Source organism: Pseudohaliea sp. (assembly GCF_040217025.1).
Lineage (GTDB): Bacteria > Pseudomonadota > Gammaproteobacteria > Pseudomonadales > Halieaceae > Pseudohaliea.
Map to the genome: position 1 here is coordinate 121,631 of NZ_JAVJOA010000007.1, position 20,651 is coordinate 142,281.

The window sequence follows — 20,651 nt, forward strand, 5'->3', positions numbered from 1 at the left end:
TACTCCGCAGCCAGCTCAAACCGCATCGCCAGCGACACAGGGAACCGCCATGCTCCGCTCCGTCAGCCTGCGTGACTACATGCTGCGCCACCCGGCCACCGTCAGGAGCGACGCCACCATCCGCGAGGCCATGCAGGTGATCGTGGACAACAAGATCTCCGGGCTCTGCGTGGTGGACGAGGCGGGCCAGCTGGTGGGCATCCTCTCGGAGCTGGACTGCCTGCGCGCTATCCTCGGCGCGGCCTACACGGAGTCAGACCCGGGCCGGGTCGCCGACGTGATGGCGAAGGACAACCTCGTGGTGGCCCACCCGGACGAGGACATCATCGACGTCGCCCAGGACATGCTGATCAAGAACAAGCGCCGGCGCCCGGTGGTCGAGAACGGCAAGCTTATCGGCCAGATCACCTGCCGCCAGCTGCTCGAGGCCGTCAGCCGTTTCCAGCGCAGGCCCTGACCGCTTCCACGCCTCTCATCGCTAGCCCCCAAGGTTCTCCAGGAGATTCCATGACCATCGCCCAGCGCCTGGCGACCGAACTGTCCGTTCGCGAAGCCCAGGTGAGCGCCACGCTCGCCCTCCTCGAGGACGGCGCCACCGTCCCTTTCATCGCCCGCTACCGCAAGGAGGCCACCGGCGGCCTCGATGACAGCCAGCTGCGCGAGCTGGAGGACCGGCACCACTACCTCAAGGAACTCGAGGCGCGCCGCGTAACGATCCTCGACAGCATCCGCGAGCAGGGCAAGCTCACGGAGGCCCTGGAAGCCCAGCTGCTGGCCGCCGACAGCAAGGGCCGTCTCGAGGACCTGTACCTGCCCTACAAGCCGAAGCGCCGGACCAAGGCGCAGATCGCCCGGGAGGCCGGCCTCGAGCCGCTGGCCGAGGCGCTCTGGCGGGACCCGGCGCTGGATCCCGCGGAGGCCACTGCGGCCTACCTGGACGCGGACGCCGGCATCGCCAGCACCGACGACGCCCTGGACGGCGCCCGGCAGATCCTCATGGAACGCTGGTCCGAGGACGCGGACCTGGTCGCCCGGCTGCGCGCCTTCCTCGCCGACAATGCCCTGCTCCGTTCCGCCGCCGCGCCCGGTGCCGCCGACGACGCCGAGGCGGCCAAGTTCCGCGACTACTTCGAGCACTGCGAACCACTGGCCGGCGTGCCCTCGCACCGCGCCCTGGCCATGTTCCGTGGCCGCAACGCCGGTTTCCTGCAGCTCGCCCTGGTCATGGACCCGGAGGAAAAGGCGGGTGACGCGCACCCCTGCGAAGCGATGCTCGCCGATCACTGGGAGGTGACGGACCGGGGCCGGGCCGCCGACGGCTGGCTGGGCACCACGCTGCGCTGGGCCTGGCGGGTCAAGCTGCTCACCCGCCTGCAGACGGACCTCCTCGGCGACCTGCGCGAGCGCGCCGAGACCGAGGCGATCGCCGTTTTCGCCCGCAATCTCAAGGACCTGCTGCTGGCCGCGCCGGCGGGGCCGCGGCCGACCATGGGCCTGGACCCGGGGCTGCGGACCGGCGTGAAGGTGGCCGTGGTGGACGGTACCGGCAAGCTCGTGGACCACGCCACGATCTTTCCGCACGCGCCGCAGAAGCGGGAAGCGGAGGCCGCGGCTGCGGTCGCGGCGCTGGCGCGGCGTCACGGCGTGGAGCTCATCGCCATCGGCAACGGCACCGCCAGCCGGGAAACGGACGCCTTCGTCGGGCGCCTGCTGGCGGCGGAGCCGGACATCGCGGCGACCCGGGTCACCGTCTCCGAGGCCGGCGCCTCCGTCTACTCTGCCTCGCAGCTGGCGTCGGAGGAGTTCCCGGACCTGGACGTGACCTTCCGCGGCGCCGTGTCCATCGCCCGGCGCCTGCAGGACCCGCTGGCCGAGCTGGTGAAGATCGAGCCGAAGGCGATCGGCGTCGGCCAGTACCAGCACGACGTCAGCCAGGTGGCGCTGGCCCGCCAGCTCGATGCGGTAGTGGAAGACTGCGTGAATGCCGTGGGCGTGGACGTAAACATGGCCTCGGCGGCCCTGCTGGCCCGGGTTGCCGGCCTGTCCGCGAGCCTGGCAGCAGCCATCGTCACCTACCGCGACAGCCACGGCGCCTTTGCCAGCCGCCGGGCACTGCTCGCAGTACCGCGCTTCGGCGATCGCACCTTCGAGCAGGCAGCGGGCTTCCTGCGGGTAAACGGCGGCGAGAACCCCCTCGACGCCTCCGCCGTGCACCCGGAGTCCTACCCGGTGGCCGAGGCCATCGCCGCCAGTGCCGGCCGCACGCTGGCCGCAGTCATCGGCGACGGCAGCTTCCTGAAAAGCCTGGACCCGTCCGCCTTCGTCACCGCCGAGCGCGGTCTGCCCACGGTGCGCGACATCATCGCGGAACTCGACAAGCCGGGCCGGGATCCGCGGCCGGCCTTCCAGACCGCAAAGCTGCGCGATGACGTGCAGTCCATGGCGGATCTCGTGCCCGACATGGTGCTCGAGGGCACGGTGTCCAACGTGACCAACTTCGGGGCTTTCGTTGACATCGGCGTGCACCAGGACGGCCTCGTGCACATCTCCCGCCTCGCCGACCGCTTCATCCGCGACCCGCACAGCGTGGTCAAGGCCGGCGACATCGTCACCGTGAAAGTGCTGGCGGTGGACGCCCCGCGCAAGCGCATCAGCCTGACCATGCGGCTGTCCGACAGCGCCGCGGATGCGGAAGAGGGAACAGCGAAGGCAGATCGCCCCCGGGGCGGCCGCGGGCGTCGCGGCGGCGACCGCCGCGAAGGCCGGCAGGACCGGCAGGAAAAGGCGGACAGGGGCGGCGACAAGCGCCGTCAGCAGACGGCCGGCGGGGGCGCCATGGCCGCGGCCTTCGCAAAGGCGCGGCGCGGGGATTCCTAGGCTTTCCCGCAGGTTTCAGCGGAAAGCCGGGTCAGTACGCTGCGACAGTACCGTCCTTGCGCTTCTCCGTGGCGCCGGCGTAGGCACCGTTGGGCAGGCGCATGATCGCCTGGTAACCGCCGAAGCGGACGCCATCCTCGACCACCTCGACGCGGTGGCCCATGGCCTCCAGCCGCTCAATGGTCGCCGCCGGCACGCCCGGTTCCACCGCCAGGGTGCCGAGCGGGTCGCCGTGCACGCCGGTGGGCTGGCGCCCGCCATCGTGGTTGAAGCGGGCGGCGTCGCCGGCCTCCTGCACGTTCATGCCGTAGTCGATCAGGTTGACCAGCACCTGCACGTGGCCCTGGGGCTGCATGGAGCCACCCATGAGGCCGAAGCTCAGCCACGGCTCGCCATCCTTCATCACGAAGGCCGGGATGATCGTGTGAAAGGGACGCTTGCCCGGAGCGTAGGCGTTCGGGTGTGCCGGATCCAGCGAGAACAGCTCGCCGCGGTCCTGGAACATGAAGCCGAGGCCGTCGGCGACCAGCCCCGTGCCCATGCCGCGGTAATTGGACTGGATCAGCGAGACCATCATGCCGTCGCCGTCGGCCACCGTGAGGTAGGTGGTGTCGCCGTCGCTCTCCAGTACGGGCTCGCCCGGGCCGAAGGCCGCCGTGGCGCGCGCCGGGTCGATGCGCGAGAAGCGCTCGCGGCCGTAGTCCTCAGCTAGCAGCCCGGCGAGGGGCACGTCGGTGACCGCCGGGTCGGCGTAATAGCGGGCCACGTCCTCGAAGGCGAGGCGCTTGGCTTCGACGAGGTAGTGGAAGACCTCGGCCGAGGCCCGGGGCCACCGGGCGAGGTCGACGTTCTTGAGGATGTTCAGCATCTGCAGCGCCGCGAAGCCCTGGCCGTTCGGCGGCAGTTCGTAGACGTCGTAGCCCCGGTACTCGACATGGCCCGGCTCCACCCACTCGCCGCGGTGAGCGGCGAAATCTCCACAGCGCAGGTCGCCGCCGATGCGCTTGAAATACGCGTCCATGGCGCGCGCGATCCCGCCCTCGTAGAAAGCGTCGCGCCCGTCGCGACCCAGGGTCTCGAGGGTGTCGGCGAGATCCGGATTGCGGAACAGCTCGCCCGCCTGCGGGGCGCCCGCCGCGAAATAGGTCGCGCGAGCGTTGTCGAACTCCTCGATCATCGCCGCGCGTTTCTCGAAACCGGCGAAGTTGCGCTCGAAGTAGTAGGCGACCACCGGCGACACCGGGAAACCCTCGCGGGCGTAGCGCACCGCCGGCGCTAGCACCTCGGCCATGGGCAGGCGGCCGAAGCGGTCGTGGGCGGCGAACCAGCCGTCGACGGTGCCGGGCACCGTCACCGGCAGGGAGCCGTGGGAGGGAATACCCTCGAGATCTTCCGGTACTGCGCCGGCGGCCTTGAGCTCGGCAATGCGCGCCTTGAGATCATCCAGGCTGCGCCCCTGCGGCGCCCGGCCGGAGCCGTTGTAGCCGTAGAGCTTCTCCGTCTCCGGGTCCCAGATGATGAAGAAGATGTCGCCGCCGATACCGTTGCCCGTGGGCTCCATGAGGCCGAGGGCCGCATTGGCGGCAATCGCCGCATCGACAGCGCTGCCCCCGGCCTTGAGCATGTCGATGGCAACCTGGGAGGCCAGCGGCTGCGCGGTCGCCGCCATGCCGCCGGCACCGTAGACCGGGCTGCGGCTCCAGGGCTCGCCCACGGGCCGGCCCCCGGCGCCCAGCTCGACTGCGCTATCGCCCTTCCCGACCTGTTCCATGGTTCGGACCTCTTCCGCGGGCCCCGCGGCACAAGCAACCAGGCCGAGGCAGAGCGACATGGCGAAAAAGAGGTGGCGGCAGGCCATGGCGGTTCTCCCGGCAAAACGCCCATTGTAGGAGCCACGCTCCACCGCGGCCAGCCGGCACCCCGGCGCCGGTACCGCGGGCAGGCGCCTTCCCCTAAAATGGCAGGGCTAAGAATGATAAGGAAGTCCCATGCGCTACACCCTCGCCCTGCCCGCCCTCGGCGTGCTCTGTGTCCTCGCCGCCTGCAGCCGCGAACCGGCCCCGGTAGCACCGGAACGGGTCACCGCCACGGCCGCACCCGACGTCGAGTGGCGCCAGCACGGCCTCGACGACGCCGAGACGCGCCACAGTCCCCTCGCGCAGATCGATGCGGACAACGTGGCCGACCTGGGCCTCGCCTGGTCCTTCGACTACCCCACGGCCCGGGGCAAGGAGGCCACACCGCTGGTCATCGACGGCACGATCTACAGCACCGGTTCCTGGAGCCACGTGTTCGCCCACGATGCGCGGAGCGGTGAGCTGAAGTGGTTCTACAACCCGGAGGTACCCCGGGACTGGGCCGTGCACCTGTGCTGCGACGTGGTCAACCGCGGGGTGGCCTACGACGACGGGCACCTGTTCTTCGGCACCCTGGACGGCCGGCTGGTCAGCCTGAACGCGGCTGACGGCAGCCTGCGCTGGGAGGTGCAGACCACGGACCGCTCGAAGCCCTACTCGATCACCGGCGCGCCGCGAATCATCGATGACAAGGTCATCATCGGCAACGGCGGCGCCGAGCTCGGCGTGCGCGGCTATGTCAGCGCTTACGACGCCGACGACGGCAGCCTGCACTGGCGCTTCTACACGGTACCGGGGGACCCGGAAAAAGGTTTCGAGAGCCCGGCCCTCGAGCGCGCCGCCGAGACCTGGGGCGGCGGCCCCTGGTGGGAGATCGGCGGCGGCGGCACCGTCTGGGATTCCATGGCCTACGACCCCGCGCTGAACCTGCTCTACATCGGCGTGGGCAACGGCGCGCCGTGGAACCGGCAGCTGCGCAGCCCCGACGGCGGCGACAACCTCTACCTCTCCTCCATCGTCGCCCTCAACCCGGACGACGGCAGCTACGTCTGGCACTACCAGACCACGCCCGGAGACAGCTGGGACTACACGGCGACGCAGCACATGATCCTCGCCGACCTCGTGATCGACGGCGAGGAGCGGCCGGTGATCATGCAGGCGCCGAAGAACGGTTTCTTCTACGTCCTCGACCGGCGCAACGGCGAGTTCCTGGCCGCCGAGCCCTACGCCACGGTCACCTGGGCCTCGCACGTGGACCCGGAAACCGGCCGCCCGATCATCGTCGAGGGCGCGCGCTACGAGGAGGAGCCCACGGGGCTGCAGTTCCCCGGACCCTACGGCGGCCACAACTGGCACCCGATGAGTTACCACCCGGAGCACGGCCTGGTGTACATACCGCGCCAGGACGTGGGTCATGTCTACGCGCATGACCAAGCCTTCGAGCACCGGGCTGGCTATTGGAACACAGGGACGGACGCAGGTCCTACCACCTTGCCCGACGACCCGGCGATCCGTGAGGCCCTCCTCGAAACCGTCCGCGGCACCATCGTCGCCTGGGACCCGGTGGCCATGGCCCCGCGCTGGGAGGTAGAGCACGCGGGCCCCTGGAACGGCGGCATGCTCTCCACCGGCGGCAACCTGCTGTTCCAGGGCAACGCCGAAGGCGAGCTGGTGGCCTACCGCGCCGACACCGGCGAGGACCTGTGGTCCTTCGATGCGCAAACAGGTGTCGTCGCACCGCCAGTAACCTACCGCCTCGACGGCAAGCAGTACGTCGCCGTGGTTGCCGGGTGGGGCGGCTCAATGGCCCTGACCGCGGGCGAAGGCCTCACCGCCGGCCCGATCCCCAACCGCAGCCGGCTGCTCGTGTTCACGCTGGGGGGTGACGCCGCGCTGCCGCCCGCCGAGCCCCGCGAGCTGGTCATCGATCCGCCCGCGCAGACGGCGAGCGCAGAGGCCGTCAGCGAGGGCAAGAAGCTCTACCTGCAGTACTGTGTGTTCTGTCACGGCGACGGCGCCGTCAGCGGCGGCGTGACCCCGGACCTGCGCACTCTCACCCCGGAGAAGCACGCGCAGTTCCAGGCCATCGTCCGCGGCGGGCTGCACTGGGAGAAGGGCATGGTCGGCTTCAGCGACCGCCTCGACGAAAGCGACGTGGAGGCGATCCGCGCCTACCTCGTCGACCGGGCCCACTACACCCTGGCCAGCGAGGCAGGGGACGCGGCCGAGTAGCCGTCAGTAGTGGTAGCGGTATTGACGGACCACGTCGCTCGCGGCCACGACCTCGCCGTCGCGCAGCAACGGCCGGAAGCGGTAATTCTTGAGCAGCTGGTAGAGCGCCGAGCGCGCTCCCGGCGCATCCCCGGGCTCGAGTTCCAGGAACTCGATGTCGCGGACCTCGCCCAGCCGGGAGACGCCGAAACGCACCAGCGCCCGCGCCGGTTGCTGGTAGGGGTCGGGGGCGCGCCCGGTGGAGAAACTGTTCGTATCCGGTAGTTCCCGCGGCCCGGGAAAGAGTGCGGCCGGGTCCGTGGCCGGATTACCGTCGCCGGCGTAGAGCGACCACGCTTCCCGGTAGTTCTCCAGCGCCCGTCCCCGCCGGTGCCACCAGAGGTACCAGTCGCCGAGGGCAATCCTCGCCGCCGCCAGCGCTTCCACGTCGGGCTCCGGCTGTGCCTCCAGGATCGCGATAACCCGCTCGAGCAGCTCGCGCCCGTTGCGGAAATTGTGCTTGCGCAGGCGCCGGAAGCGGTCGGCATCGATGTCGGTGGCGGTCTGGTAATCCGCGAGGCCGACGCCCCCGGAGTGCACGTGGGTCACCGGCGAATTCTCTCCCGCGTAGGTCGAGACGAGGTACTCCGCCTCCAGGCGGTGGTACAGGTGCGGCACCTCCGCCACGCCGCTCTCGCCCGCGGTACGCAACACGGCGAGGGCCTCTTCGTGGACGTCGATCATGGCCAGCAGGGAGCGGTAGCCGGCCCCGCCCGCCCCGCCCAGGTAGCGCTCCCGCTTCCAGTCGCTGTAGGCCGAGGCCGCGGTAAGCCGCTCCGCGGAACCCGCCGCGTGGCGCAGGCGCAGGCGATAGAGGTTCTCCTGGGTGCCGTCGGCCGCTTCGCGCAGGCCGAGGGCCAGCTGGCTCTCGAGCACCCGCTCGAGGAGACCGATCTGCGCCGGCGTGTCCAGGCCCTCGTTGATGCGCGTCAGGTGTATCGCGCGGCGGTAACCGCGCAGCGCGTCCCGGTACCTGCCGGCTGCCTGCAGTGCCCCAGCCTCGGCGAGTACCGCTTCCACCCGAACCGGATCGTAGGCGGAGAGCGGCCCGCCGGCCTGCGCGCACGGCGCTGCCCCTGCCAGCAGGGGCAGCAGGAAACAGGCGGGCAGCGCAGTCCGTAAGCGACGCACGTTCTCTCCTCGCATTGCGCCCCCCGATGATAATCAAAGCCGCTACGGTGACGAAGTGCCTGCCCGCCATCCGCCAGCTATACTCAGGACTATGCAGCGTGCTCGGAAGCCAGCAGCGTGACAGACGCAGCGGGAAGCGACCGCGACATCGTCCCGGTCCTCTCCGGAGGCGGCGGCCGCCTGAGCGCGCACGTCGGCGTCCTTCGCGCGCTCGCTGACCTCGCCATCGATTACGACACCCTGGTCGGCGTGTCCGGTGGCGGCATCGTGGCGGCCCTGCTCGCCGCCGGGCGTCCCCTCGAGGAGATTCACGAGCTTGCACTGACGACGGATTTCAGCCAGTTCGCGGCGCAGAACGTGGTCTCCCTGCTGCGCACCGGCGGATTGTCCAACGGCGACGCCTTCCAGCGCTGGATGGACCGGGAACTCGGCGGGCGCAGCTTCAACGACCTGGAGCGAGACCTGCGGGTGGTGGCGACGGACGTGCGCAGCGGGGGCCCCGTGATCTTCGACCGGGAGCAGCACGGCGACATGCCCGTGGCGGAAGCCGTTCGCTACTCCATGTCCGTACCGATACTGTTCAGCTTCAAGGAGTACGAGCAGAAGCTGCTGGTAGACGGCAGCATCCTTTCCGAGGATGCCCTCGTGCGGGACTGGACCGGCCGCGGCACACCGGTGGTCGTTTTCCGCCTGCGCAGCGCCCACGCCGCCACGGAACCGGCGCACGCCTTCCCGCCCGCGCGCGCCTACCTCGAGCTGCTGGTGCGCGCCTTCCTTACCACCCTGTCCCGCGAATACGTGAACGACGACTTCTGGCTTTCCACGATCGTGATCGACGCGGGCACGACCTCTCCCATGGATCTCTCGCTCTCGCCGGAACGCAAGCAGGAGCTCTACCGGGTGGCCTACGAGACGACGCGGGAAATCCTGCCGAGAAAGCTGGCGCAGCGCTACAGCGAGGCGACGGCGGCATCCTGAGACCGGGCAGGCCGCAAACGGGTCACCGGCCCGCCGGCCGCACCATCAGCTCCGGGTGGCCCGTCGCCGGGTCCTCCCGGCGGCCAAGGCGCGTGTCGCGAAGGGGCAGGAGGGCGATTTCGGCGGTCGTCGCCACGATACAGCCGGCACAGACATGGCCCCCGCTGACCGCACCGCTGCCATTGGCGACAGCGGCATGCAGGTGGGCGCCATCGGCGCACACGGTGCCGGCGAGGGCGAGAAGTTCGAGGGGGCCGGCGAGCGGCGCCGGCGCCGCTGCCGCCGCAAAGCGGAGCATGGCGGTGGAAAAGCTGCCGATGCCGCAGAGCAGGATCCAGCTAGCGTCGCGCTGCCTCGCTTCCTGTTCCAGTGCCAGGCGCAGGTCGTCGCCCGGTCGCAGGCGCAGGACCAGGGGCTCGGCGGGCGAGCCGGACGGAGTCGGGGAAGTAACGTGAGAGTCGGCCACGGCCAGAAGCTAGGCCGGTGCTCGGCCGACGTCAACGGCTTGCTAAAAGAAAACCCCGGGTGACGGGCGTCACCCGGGGTGAGCGGAGCTCAGAAGTCATCCATGCCCGGAGACGGCATGGTCGGACCCTTCGGCTCGGGGCGGTCGGCGATCATGACCTCGGTGGTGAGGATCATGCCGGCGATGCTGCCCGCGTTCTGCAGGGCGGAGCGGGTGACCTTGGCCGGATCGATGATACCCATCTCGACCATGTCGCCGTAGGCTTCCGTCTGCGCGTTGTAGCCATAGCTGCCTTCGTGCTCGCGCACCTTGCCGAGCACCACGCTGGGCTCGACGGCGGCGTTGGCCACGATCTGCCGGAAGGGCTCTTCCATGGCGCGCAGCGTCAGGGTGACGCCGATGGCCTGGTCCTGGTTCTCGGTCTCGACCTTGCCCCTGATCGCGTCGGCGATGCGCACCAGCGTGACGCCGCCGCCGGGCACGATGCCCTCTTCCACGGCCGCGCGGGTCGCGTGCAGGGCGTCGTCGACCAGGTCCTTGCGCTCTTTCATCTCCACTTCCGTGGCCGCGCCGACCTTGATCACCGCGACGCCGCCGGCGAGCTTGGCGACCCGCTCCTGCAGCTTCTCGCGGTCATAGTCGGAGGTCGAGTTCTCGATCTCGGCGCGGATCTGGGCGACCCGGGCCTCGATGTCGGCCTTCTTGCCGGCCCCTTCGACCACCGTGGTGTCGTCCTTGCTGATCACCACGCGCCCGGCGCTGCCCAGGTCCTCGAGGCTGGCGCCGTCGAGGGACAGGCCGACTTCCTCGGAGATCACCGTGCCGCCGGTGAGGACGGCGATGTCCTGCAGCATGGCCTTGCGCCGATCGCCGAAGCCGGGGGCCTTGACAGCCGCGACCTTGAGGATGCCGCGCAGCGTGTTCACCACCAGGGTGGCGAGGGCCTCACCCTCCACGTCCTCGGCGACGATCAGCAGCGGCCGGCCCGCCTTCGAGACTTCCTCGAGGAGCGGGATCAGGTCGCGGATGTTGCTGATCTTCTTGTCGAACAGGAGGACGTAGGGGTTGTCGAGCTCCACCTGCATCTTGTCCTTGTTGGTCACGAAGTACGGCGAGAGGTAGCCGCGGTCGAACTGCATGCCCTCGACCACGTCCAGCTCGTTGTGCAGGGACTTGCCCTCCTCCACGGTGATCACGCCGTCGCGGCCGACCTTCTCCATGGCCTCGGCGAGAATTTCGCCGATGGCGATGTTCCAGTTCGCCGACACCGTGGCGACCTGGCCGATGGCCTTGTTGTCGTCACAGGGCTTGGCCAGGGTCTTCAGCTCCTCGACAGCCGCGCGGACCGTCGCGTCGATGCCGCGCTTCAGGTCCATGGGGTTGTAGCCGGCGGCGATGGCCTTGTGGCCCTCGCGGACCAGCGCCTGGGCCAGCACCGTGGCAGTGGTGGTGCCGTCACCGGCCACGTCGGCCGTCTTCGATGCCACTTCCTTGAGCATCTGGGCACCCATGTTCTCGAACTTGTCCTTGAGCTCGATTTCCTTGGCCACGGTGACGCCGTCCTTGGTGACCTTCGGCGCGCCGAAGCTCTTGTCGAGCACCACGTTGCGGCCCTTGGGGCCCAGGGTGGCGCGGACAGCGTTGGCGAGGATGTTCACGCCGGTGAGCAGGCGCTCCCGGGCGTCTTGTGCAAACTGCAGTTCCTTGGCGCTCATGCTGCTTTCTCCGCGGCTTCATCCTGTTCGATCACGGCGAGAATGTCCGACTCGCGGACGATGAGCAGTTCCTCGCCATCAATGGTGTGCTCCGTGGACGCATATTTGCCAAAGAGCACGCGGTCGCCAACGGCGACGGCGACCGGGTGGACGTCGCCATTGTCGAGGGTACGGCCGGGGCCGACGGCAATGACTTCGCCCTGGTTGGGCTTTTCAGCAGCCTTGCCCGGCAGAATGATGCCGCCGCTGCTGGTGTTCTCCGCCTCGAGTTGACGCACGACAACCCGATCAGCAAGGGGTCGAATGCTCACAGTGTGTTCCTCCTGAAGTCATCACTACTGCAACCATGGGAAATGCGGTTGGTGTGCAAAGCGACACCTCCCGACGTGGCGATTTGGGCACGGGCGGCAACTTTTCAAGGGCCGGGAGGAAAAAAACTTTCATCGCGGATTTCCGGGGGGCTTTGACGGCGGGGGCTCTTTGCCTATATTGCCCTTAGGTGGACGTCATACAGGAGGTGGCATGCACGATCGCGATGCCGGACTTTCCTTCACAGAACCATCGCTTGCCGCCTACTTCCAGCGGCGCCTCGCCGACTGCGCGAGGGACATCGACCCGCCCCCGCAGGAAGACACCTGCTGGTACCTCAGCCAGCTCCTCGACCGCTTCGGCCGCGCCGACAGCCTGTTCAGCTGGGAGGACGGCAGCTACGACCTGCGGCCGCTGGCGCTCCTCTACGGTGACGCGGTCGAGGCGCGCGACGACCGCCAGCGCTGCCTGCTGCTGCAGCAGCTCGGCGACATGGCGCTGTTCCTGGGCGCCCTGTTCCCGGAACGCTACGAACGCAAGGGCATCGGCCAGGACTACTTCGTCGGCATGGGCGGCAGCGCCTACGACTACCTCGCGGATAATGCGCGCCGGGGCCGGCACGTGTTCGCCGAGCTCTCGGCGGCCTTCGCCACCATGCTGGAGCTGGTCGCCGATGCCTGCTCGAGTGACGGCCCGGCCGACGACGGCGATATCCTGGCCCTCTACCAGCGCTGGCTGGACACGCGAAGCCCGGCGCTGGCCCGCCGGTTGAAGATCCTCGGTATCGAACCGGAACAGGTCGCGCGGCCGCACTGAGCGGCCGCGGCCCGGCGCTCAGCAGTGCGCGGCCGTGTAGACCTGGCGCATCTCACCGCTTTCACAGACGGCGCAGGCGGCGCGCCAGTTGTCGACGATGTGCGCCGCCTGCGCGTCGCCGAGCAGCGCCTGCAGGCGCGGCAGCAGCGGCCCGGCCAGCGCTTCGTACTCCCGCCGCACCTCGCGCCGGTACCACGCCGAGGCGTCGGTCACCTCCGGGTCGACGAATCCCGCCTCCCGGAGTAGCGCGGCCTGCTCCTGTGCGGTGACCATGGCGTAGGTCAGACCCTCGAGCGCCAGCCACTCGCGCATCGCCTCGCTGTACCCGCCCCCGGTCTTCATCCAGTCGTAGGCGCGCAGCGCACCGCCCGGGCGCAGGACCCGGCGGCCCTCGCGCCGGGCGCGCTCCCGGGCGCGCTCGACCAGGTGGCCCTCCAGGTCCGTGCCGACCACCCGGGCGCCGCAGCGCGCGGCCAGGTAGCAGGCCGGGCGGCCCTGGCCGCAGCCAATGTCGAGAACCCGCCGGCCGGCCAGGGACAGGCCGGCGACCAGCTTGTCCACGTGGCCCTCGCCGCCCGGTGCCATGAACCCCTCGCCCCAGATGAGGTCCATGGCGGCCAGCATGGCGGCATCGTATTCGTCGCTGTGTGCCATGCGGCCAGTATAGCCCCGCCCCCGGCGCCGGCGACCGCTGGCGGGCCTGCGGCAGCCGTGCCATGCTGAAGCCAGCGCGCCCAGGAGGATCGCCATGAGCCGAGACGCCCCGCGGGCGGAAGTCGCGTCCGCCTCCCACGCCGCCGTCTGCCCGCTGGACTGTGCAGACACCTGCAGCCTGTCCGTGGAAACGGACGCTGACCGGGTGCTGCGCGTCCGCGGCAGCCACGGCAACCCGTTCACTCGTGGCAAGATCTGCGCCAAGGTGGCGCAGGGTCTCGCGCCGCAGGTGCACGGCCCCGGCCGGCTCACGGTGCCGCTGCTCCGCGACGGCTCCCGCGGAGCGGGCGCCTTCCGGCGCGCCAGCTGGGAGGAAGCGCTGGGCGCGGTGCACGATGGCTTCGAGCGCGTGCGCGCGCGCTTCGGGGCGGAGGCTATCGCCCCGCTCTATTACGGCGGCCCCATGGGGCTCCTCGCCAACGGCTCCATGGACAAGCGTTTCTTCCACCGCCTCGGCGCCAGCCGGGTCGACGCCTCCCCGCTGTGCGCCGGCGTATCGGGCGCCGCCTGGGACAGCGTGTTCGGTGACGTCGGCGGCATTCCTCATGCGGAACTCGCGGACGCCCGGCTCATCGTCGTCTGGGGCAACAACATCACCACCTGCAACCTGCACCTGACGACGCTGATCCGCGAAGCCAGGGACCGCGGCGCCCGCCTCGTGGTCGTCGACCCGAAGCGCATCCGCATCGCCCGGGAGGCCGACCTGCACCTGCCCCTCCTGCCGGGCACGGACGTGGTACTCGCCTACGCGGTGGCCGCGGAACTCGAGCGCATCGGCGGCCTGGACGAGGCCTTTATCCGTGAACGGGTGCTCGGCGCCGAAGCCTTCCTCGAGGCGGCAAGGGCCTACCCGGTGGAACGGGCCGCCGGGCTCTGCGGTCTGCCCGCCGACGCGATCCGCCAGTTCGCCCGCTGGTGGCGCGACCTCGCGCCCGCTGCAATGAGCATCGGCGTCGCCCCCGAGCGCAACCGCAACGGCGGCGCCGGGCTGCGCGCGGCCTATGCGCTGCCCGCGCTGACCGGGAACTTCGGGCCCCGGGGCGCCGGCATCTGCGATGTCTCGGGCTTTTTCCCGGTCAACGAGGCCGCCCTGGCCCGGCCCGACCTCGCCCCCGGCCCGGTGCGTGAGCTGAACGTCCTCGACATCCCGCGGCTGGTTCTCGACCCCGGTGGGGAGACACCGCTGCGGGCGCTGTTCATCTACAACCACAACCCGGTAGCGGTGCATCCCGAGGCCCGGGCCATGCAGGCCGCCCTGCGGCACCCGGACCTGTTCGTCGTCGGCTCCGACGTGTCCATGACGGACTCCATGGCGCTGGCGGACGTGGTGCTCCCGGCCGCGACGCACCTCGAGTACGGCGACCTGTACACCGCCTACGGACACCCCTTCCTGCAGCGCTCGGCGCCGCTGCTGCCACCGGTTGGGGAGGCACTGCCGAACACCGAGCTGTTCCGCCGGCTGGCGGCCCGCTTCGGCTTCCCGGAGGCCTGCTTCCGTGACAGCGACGAGGCGCTCATGGACCAGGCCATCGACGCCGGCCACCCCGCGCTCGCCGGCCGCCGGCCGAGCGAGCTGCCGGTAGACGACGCGCTCGACATGGCCCGGCAGGGCACGGCGGCCGTGGTGCGCGACCTGCCGCCGGCCACGGCGAGCGGCCGCATCGAGCTTTACAGCGAAGCGCTGGAAGCGGAGTGCGGCGAGGGGCTGCCCCGTTTCCGGCACCTGCCGTCGCCGCGCCGCTTCATCCTGGTGAGCCCGGCGTCGGAACGGCGGATCAACTCCACCTTTGGCGGGCTGGCGGGCCACCGCGATGACCTCGTCTGCGAGATGCACCCTGCAGATGCACGCAGCCTCTCGTTGCGCGACGGCTGCCAGGTGGTGCTCTACAACGGCCAGGGCGAGGTCCAGCTGCCCCTCGCCGTGACTGACGCGGTGCGGCCGGGGACCGTTTTCGTGCCCAAGGGCGCGTGGCTCGTCGACAGCCCCACGGGGCAGACCGTCAATGCGCTGATTCCCGGGCACCGCGCGGACCTGGCCGGCGGCGCCTGTTACTACGACTGCACCGTGGACGTCCGCGCCGCCGACTGAGGTGCACCAGTCCCGGCGTATAGGCGCGGTAGTCGCCCCCGGGGTGCCCGACTAGGCTGCCTGTTCCTGCAGGCTTCCCGGGGCCCGTCATCGCGTGGACCGCTTCGACACCGTCATTATCGGCGCCGGCCACAACGGCCTGACCTGTGCCGCCTACCTGGCGCGGAAGGGCCAGCGGGTGCTGGTCCTCGAGGCAGCGGAGCAGCCCGGCGGACTGGCCGCCGGCCGCGAATTCCACCCGGGCTTCCGCGCCTCCGTCGCGCACAGCGAGTACCAGTTCGCCCCGGCCATCGCCCGCGAACTCGGCCTCGAGCGCCACGGCTACCGTGGCGACACAGCGGCCCTCGCCACTATCGGCCTCGGCGCGGCGGGCGCGCATGTCACCCTCACCCCGGGCACGGTCGACGGTGTCAGCGACGCCGATCGCGCCAGCTACCGGCGCTACCGCGACGCGCTGGAGACCTTCAGCAGGGCCCTTGCGCCGTTCTGGCTGCAGGCCATGCCGGCCATCGGCAGCCGCAGGCCGGGCGAACTCCTCACCTTCGCCCGGCTCGGGCTGCGCCTGCGCCGCCTGGGCCGGGAAGACATGCTCGAATTCTTCCGCGTGGCTACGCTGCCGATGCGCGACCTCATGGACGAGTACTTCGAGAGCGACCTCCTGAAAGCCGCCCTGGCCTGGGACGGCGTGATCGGCGGCCGCCTCGCGCCGCGCTCACCGAACCAGTCCGTGCTGCAGCTCTTCTACCGCCATGCCGGCGGCCAGGGCGGCGCCCATCGCATTCCCGCCGGCGGCCTCGCCGGCCTTGCCGGCGCGCTCGCCGGCGCGGCCCGGGAAGCCGGCGCGACGCTGCGCACCGGCGCGCCCGTCGAGCGCATCCTCATCGAGGGCGACGAGCAGGGGCAGCGGGTCACCGGCGTGGTCCTGGACGGGGGGGAGCAGATCAGCGCAGGCCGGGTCGTCTCCTCGGCCGACCCGCGGCGTACCTTCTTCGACCTCGTCGGCACGCGCCACCTCGACATCGAATTCACCAACCGGATCCGCCGGCTGCGCTGCGAAGGCTACGTCGCCAAGCTGCACCTGGCACTGGCGGCGGAACCGTCCTTCACGGGCCTGGCCCGCGCCGACGGCCGGCTGCTTATTGCCCCGGACCTCGACGCCATCGAGTTCGCCTTCGACGATGCCAAGTACGGCGAGTGCTCGAAGAATCCGGTCATGGAGGTCGTGGTGCCAAGCCTGCATCAGTCCGGCCTCGCCCCGGCCGGGCAGCACGTCCTCTCCGCCCACGTCATGTACGTGCCGGCCACGCTGAAGGGCGGCTGGAACGATGCCGCCCGCGCCGCGCTCACGGAGCGGCTGCTGGCGACGCTCGAGGGCTACGCACCGGGGCTGCGCGAACAGGTGCTGCACGCCGAGCTGCTGACCCCCGACGACCTTGAGCGGGAGTACCGCGTCACCGGCGGCCACTGGCACCACACGGAGTTCGCCATCGACCAGCTGCTCATGATGCGCCCCACCTACGGCGCGGCGCAGTACGCCACCCCGATTCCCGGCCTCTACCTCTGCGGCGCCGGCAGCCACCCCGGCGGCGGTATCACCGGCGCACCGGGGCACAACGCGGCGAAGGTGATCCTGTCGTGAAGCGCTACGATGCCATCGTCATCGGGGCCGGGCACAACGGGCTGACCAACGCGGCCTACCTGGCCCGCGCCGGCCTCGATGTGCTGGTCGTGGAAAAGAACGACTATATCGGCGGCGCCGCGGTGACCCGCGAGCTGCACGAGGGCTGGCACTACTCGAGCTGCTCCTACGTCTGCAGCATGATGCGCCAGGCCATTCACCGGGATCTCGACCTGTCCCGCCACGGCCTGCTACTGGTGCCCTACCTCGGCACCGTCGCCTTCGGCGACAACGGCGAGACCCTCATCGACTACCCCGACGAGGAGGCCAGCTACCTCGAGCTCAAGCGCCACTCGCCGCACGACGCCGATGCCATGTCCCGCTTCCAGGCCGACCTCGGCCGCTACGCGCAGCTGATCCGCAAGACCCTGCTGCGCACACCGCCGGACCCGGCCTCCTTCAAGCCGCGCGATATCGGCGAGCTGCTCTGGCTGGCGCGGGAATTCTGGAAGCTCGGCGAGAAGGAGCTGTACGAGTACATCCGCTTCTTCACCATGAGTGCCGCGGACTTCCTCGAGGACTACTTCGAGAACGACCTCGTCAAGGCGGCCATGGCCAGCCCGGGCATCATCGGCACGGCCCTCGGTGTCGAGTCCCCGGGCTCCGCCTATATCCTGCTGCACCACGTGATGGGCGATGTCGACGGCAACGTCGGCGCCTGGGGCCTCGCCCGCGGCGGCATGGGGGCCATCTCCCACGCCATCGCCAGCGCCCTGCGCGAGGCCGGCGGCGAGATCCGCACCGGGGCCGGCGTGGAGCGGATCCTGGTGAAAGACGGCGCCACTATCGGCGTCGTCCTGGAGAACGGCGACGAGCTCTACGCCGACATCGTCGTCTCCAACCTGGATGCGAAGCGCACCTTCACCCGGCTGCTGGCGCCGGAGGACGTGCCGCCGCGCATCCTCGAGCGGGCGCGCAACTTCAAGATCCGGGGCTCCTCCGGCAAGGTCAACATCGCCCTGTCGGGTCTGCCCCGCTTCACCGGCCTGCCCGACAACCCCTATATCAACCGCGGCGGCCAGGGCTTCGTCGGCTCCCTGGAGACCATGGAGCGGGCCTACGATGCCTGGAAGCGCGGCACCTGGTCCGAGGATCCCTTCATCGAGTCGGTGATCCCCAGCGCCTGGGACCCCACGGTGGCACCGGCAGGCAAGCACTGGATGTCGAACTTCATCCAGTACTGCCCCCCGGAGCTCGCCGACGGCCCCTGGACGCCGGAGAAGCGCGATGCCTTCGGCCAGACCGTGGTGAACAAGATCGAGCGCTACGCACCGGGCTTCAAAGACCTCATCGTGCACATGGAGGTGCGCACGCCGCACGAGATCGAGAACGAGATCGGCCTCACCCAGGGCAACATCTTCCAGGGCGAGCTGACCATCGACCAGCTGCTCTTCAACCGCCCGTTCCCGGGCTACGGCCAGTACCGCATGCCGCTGAAAAACTTCTGGATGTGCGGCTCCTCGACGCACCCGGGCGGCGGCGTCTCCTCGGCCTGCGGCGCCAATGCCGCGCGGGAGATCCTGCGCGACCTGAAAAAACCGAACATCGTCCCCGAAGACGACTGCTACGACGAGTAGGCCATGGCGACGACCGACCCCTTTGCCGGTGAACGACTCAAGGAATCGCCCTTCCACCCGCGGCAGGCGCCGAAAAACCTGCGCGACGCCTGGTCGTCCTGGAACGGCTTCAAGTTCGCCGACTATTACTACGACACCGTCTACGAGTACTTCTGCATCCGCAACTTCTGCGGCACCTACGACATCTGCCCCATGCAGAAGTACCTGGTCACTGGTGCCGACGCCCTCGCCATGCTCAACCGAATGGTGACGCGGGATCTCGAGAAACTGAAGCCGGAGCGGGTCACCTACTGCTGCTGGTGCACGGACGAGGGGCGCATGATCGACGACGGCACGATCTTCCGCCTTGCCGAGGATAGCTTCATGCTCACCTGCGGCAGCCCCTGCATCGCCTGGCTGCGCAAGAGCATGATCGGCTTCGACGACGTGACCGTGCGCGACATCACCGAGGACACCGCCGGGCTGTCGCTGCAGGGGCCGACGGCCTGCGCCGTGCTCCTGCGCCTTGGCCTCGAGGGCATCGACAGCCTGAAGCCCTTCGGTATCCAGCGTTTTCCCTTCCACGGCGATACGCTCATGGTCTCGCGCACGGGCTTCACCGGCGGCCTCGGCTACGAGCTGTGGCTCCCCGCGTCCCTGGCCCTCACGCTCTGGGACGCGCTCTACGCGGCCGGCGAGGATTACGGCATCCACCCCTACGGCGAGGCCGCAACCAACATGGCGCGGCTCGAGGCGGGCTTCATCATGCCGTACATGGAGTTCAGCGAGGCGCTGAAGACCGTCAATTTCCAGCACGACCAGTCGCCCTTCGAGCTGGGCCTCGACTGGCTGGTCGACTTCCGCAAGCCGCACTTCAACGGCCGCGCGGCACTGCTCGCGGAGCGCGAGCGCGGCCCCCGCTACCGCCTGACCAAGCTGGCTATCGAGGGCAACAAGGTCGCCGAGGACGCGATCCTCTACAACAACAAGCGCTGCAGCCGGCAGGTCGGCTACGTCACCTCGGCCATGTGGTCACCCGCAGCCAAGGCCAACATCGCCCTCGCCATGATCGAGACGCGCTACCTGGACGGCCCGATCTGGGCCGAGATCTACTACCCGAAAGAGCTGCGGCCGATCCGCAAGATGGCGCGCTGTGCTGTGCGGGACAAGCCTTTCTGGAGCGGCCCGGGCGCCAGGCAGACGCCGCCGCCCCTGACCTGATTCACGACCGGGCCGCTATCCGGGGGCCCGGCTTACCCGCTGCCGGTCCCCGGCGCCGGCCCTTCCTCGAGCTCCTCTCGCCACTCCTCGATATTCATGTCGATGGCGATGAAGCCGAGAATCCAGAGCGCCTCGTCCCAGGCGAAGACCCAGTGACCGCGGTAAAGCCAGTAGGCGGCGCACAGCCAGAGCACGCCGTACAGGCAGAACTTCACGCTGCGAGCGCCGCGCAACGCGCGGCTGTCGGTGATCCCCCGGTCCTGCTGCCGTACCGTGAACTCGATCAGGAACAGGATGACGATCCAGGCAACGATCTCGACCAGGTCGACGACGGCCAGTTCGCGCTCGATCTGCAGGCCGCTGGCATCGGTGACCAGTGTTCCCTGCTCCAGGAGATAGAAGGTCGAGTCCCTGGCAAGACCCAGGCAGCTGTCGGCATTCACGGGGGTGTAGGCCAGGTTGAAGGCGTAGGCGATGCCATCCGTCGCGAAATCGCAGAGCCCGGTAGCCGCTGTGGGCTCGACCGCGAGGAGGGTGAACACGGCGTGGCCGAAGGCGTACACCGTGTGCCCGATGAACAGCATGCAGACAATACGCACCCAGTGCATGATCGCCAGCCGCCGGCGGGTGAAAGCGTCATCGTCGAGGAGATAGGTCTCGAGCTCGAAAAGGAACAGCAGCACGAACCACGCGGCCTCGTCGAGCGTGGTAGCGAAAGCCCGGCTCCAGTCGAGCAGGGTCCAGCTGTCCCTGGCAGTGTGCGAGGCAACGGTCCAGTCGTCGACAAGGTAAAAGACGAAGTTGACCAGCAGCAGACCGTAGACCGCGATCTTGATCAGCTGGCGCAGGGGCAGGCGGCGCGGAGCAGAGCCGGCGCCGGCCGTTGCAGACCCGCCTCGCGACACTTCCTTACTCTGCGCAATCGCCATCCGTGAGTTCTACGACTTTGCCGCTGCCATGACTTCCGGGCCTAC

16 protein-coding genes are annotated in these 20,651 nt (G+C 69.7%); 9 read left to right on the top strand and 7 right to left on the bottom strand.

The genetic code is table 11. The features are described from left to right. Positions 1-49 precede the first annotated feature (49 nt). Positions 50-457: a CBS domain-containing protein gene (locus RKE50_RS04120; protein WP_350034624.1), complete on the top strand. Its 408-nt coding sequence runs from the start codon at positions 50-52 to the stop codon at positions 455-457. Positions 458-507: 50 nt separating this feature from the next. Continuing rightward, positions 508-2,877, top strand: coding sequence for a Tex family protein (locus tag RKE50_RS04125; RefSeq protein WP_350034626.1), 2,370 nt, complete (start codon positions 508-510; stop codon positions 2,875-2,877). Between the two features lie 31 nt (positions 2,878-2,908). Here RKE50_RS04125 and ggt read toward each other — a convergent pair whose 3' ends face one another. Next, positions 2,909-4,735 (bottom strand): gamma-glutamyltransferase, encoded by a 1,827-nt coding sequence (gene ggt / locus RKE50_RS04130; protein WP_350034627.1) that lies wholly within the window; start codon positions 4,733-4,735, stop codon positions 2,909-2,911. A gap of 130 nt (positions 4,736-4,865) precedes the next feature. On the opposite strand from ggt, the gene RKE50_RS04135 reads away from it, so the two are divergent. Continuing rightward, positions 4,866-6,965, top strand: coding sequence for a PQQ-dependent dehydrogenase, methanol/ethanol family (locus tag RKE50_RS04135; protein ID WP_350034629.1), 2,100 nt, complete (start codon positions 4,866-4,868; stop codon positions 6,963-6,965). A 3-nt stretch (positions 6,966-6,968) separates the two neighbouring features. Here the strand turns inward: RKE50_RS04135 and RKE50_RS04140 are convergent, their stop codons facing one another. Further along, on the bottom strand, positions 6,969-8,135 hold the full coding sequence (locus tag RKE50_RS04140) for a hypothetical protein (RefSeq protein WP_350034631.1): 1,167 nt from the start codon (positions 8,133-8,135) through the stop codon (positions 6,969-6,971). A 117-nt stretch (positions 8,136-8,252) separates the two neighbouring features. Between RKE50_RS04140 and RKE50_RS04145 the strand changes: the two genes are divergently transcribed. Next, positions 8,253-9,113, top strand: a complete 861-nt coding sequence (locus tag RKE50_RS04145) for a patatin-like phospholipase family protein (protein ID WP_350034633.1) — start codon at positions 8,253-8,255, stop codon at positions 9,111-9,113. Positions 9,114-9,135: 22 nt separating this feature from the next. Here the strand turns inward: RKE50_RS04145 and RKE50_RS04150 are convergent, their stop codons facing one another. From RKE50_RS04150 to RKE50_RS04160, 3 genes are all read right to left on the bottom strand, one after another. Further along, on the bottom strand, positions 9,136-9,579 hold the full coding sequence (locus tag RKE50_RS04150; RefSeq protein WP_350034635.1) for a PPC domain-containing DNA-binding protein: 444 nt from the start codon (positions 9,577-9,579) through the stop codon (positions 9,136-9,138). An 89-nt stretch (positions 9,580-9,668) separates the two neighbouring features. Then, positions 9,669-11,294, bottom strand: a complete 1,626-nt coding sequence (gene groL, locus RKE50_RS04155) for a chaperonin GroEL (RefSeq protein WP_350034637.1) — start codon at positions 11,292-11,294, stop codon at positions 9,669-9,671. Next, a complete protein-coding gene (locus RKE50_RS04160; RefSeq protein WP_350034639.1) occupies positions 11,291-11,605 on the bottom strand; it encodes a co-chaperone GroES in 315 nt (104 codons plus the stop codon). Before RKE50_RS04160 ends, groL begins: the two co-directional genes overlap by 4 nt. A gap of 211 nt (positions 11,606-11,816) precedes the next feature. On the opposite strand from RKE50_RS04160, the gene RKE50_RS04165 reads away from it, so the two are divergent. Then, positions 11,817-12,419 (top strand): hypothetical protein, encoded by a 603-nt coding sequence (locus RKE50_RS04165; protein WP_350034641.1) that lies wholly within the window; start codon positions 11,817-11,819, stop codon positions 12,417-12,419. Between the two features lie 18 nt (positions 12,420-12,437). Here the strand turns inward: RKE50_RS04165 and RKE50_RS04170 are convergent, their stop codons facing one another. Further along, the gene (locus RKE50_RS04170; protein WP_350034643.1) at positions 12,438-13,073 is read right to left on the bottom strand and encodes a methyltransferase domain-containing protein; all 636 of its coding nucleotides are present in this window, start codon (positions 13,071-13,073) and stop codon (positions 12,438-12,440) included. Between the two features lie 94 nt (positions 13,074-13,167). Between RKE50_RS04170 and RKE50_RS04175 the strand changes: the two genes are divergently transcribed. The 4 genes from RKE50_RS04175 (at position 13,168) to RKE50_RS04190 (ending at position 19,677) form a co-directional block, all read left to right on the top strand. Beyond that, positions 13,168-15,222, top strand: coding sequence for a molybdopterin-containing oxidoreductase family protein (locus tag RKE50_RS04175; protein WP_350034645.1), 2,055 nt, complete (start codon positions 13,168-13,170; stop codon positions 15,220-15,222). 94 nt (positions 15,223-15,316) lie between these two features. Further along, positions 15,317-16,861, top strand: coding sequence for a phytoene desaturase family protein (locus tag RKE50_RS04180; protein WP_350034647.1), 1,545 nt, complete (start codon positions 15,317-15,319; stop codon positions 16,859-16,861). Then, positions 16,858-18,477 (top strand): phytoene desaturase family protein, encoded by a 1,620-nt coding sequence (locus RKE50_RS04185; RefSeq protein WP_350034649.1) that lies wholly within the window; start codon positions 16,858-16,860, stop codon positions 18,475-18,477. Before RKE50_RS04180 ends, RKE50_RS04185 begins: the two co-directional genes overlap by 4 nt. A gap of 3 nt (positions 18,478-18,480) precedes the next feature. Then, complete coding sequence (locus RKE50_RS04190) at positions 18,481-19,677, top strand: aminomethyl transferase family protein (protein ID WP_350034651.1); 1,197 nt, start codon at positions 18,481-18,483, stop codon at positions 19,675-19,677. A 32-nt stretch (positions 19,678-19,709) separates the two neighbouring features. Here the strand turns inward: RKE50_RS04190 and RKE50_RS04195 are convergent, their stop codons facing one another. Further along, positions 19,710-20,606 (bottom strand): hypothetical protein, encoded by an 897-nt coding sequence (locus tag RKE50_RS04195; RefSeq protein WP_350034653.1) that lies wholly within the window; start codon positions 20,604-20,606, stop codon positions 19,710-19,712. Between the last annotated feature and the right edge of the window lie 45 nt (positions 20,607-20,651).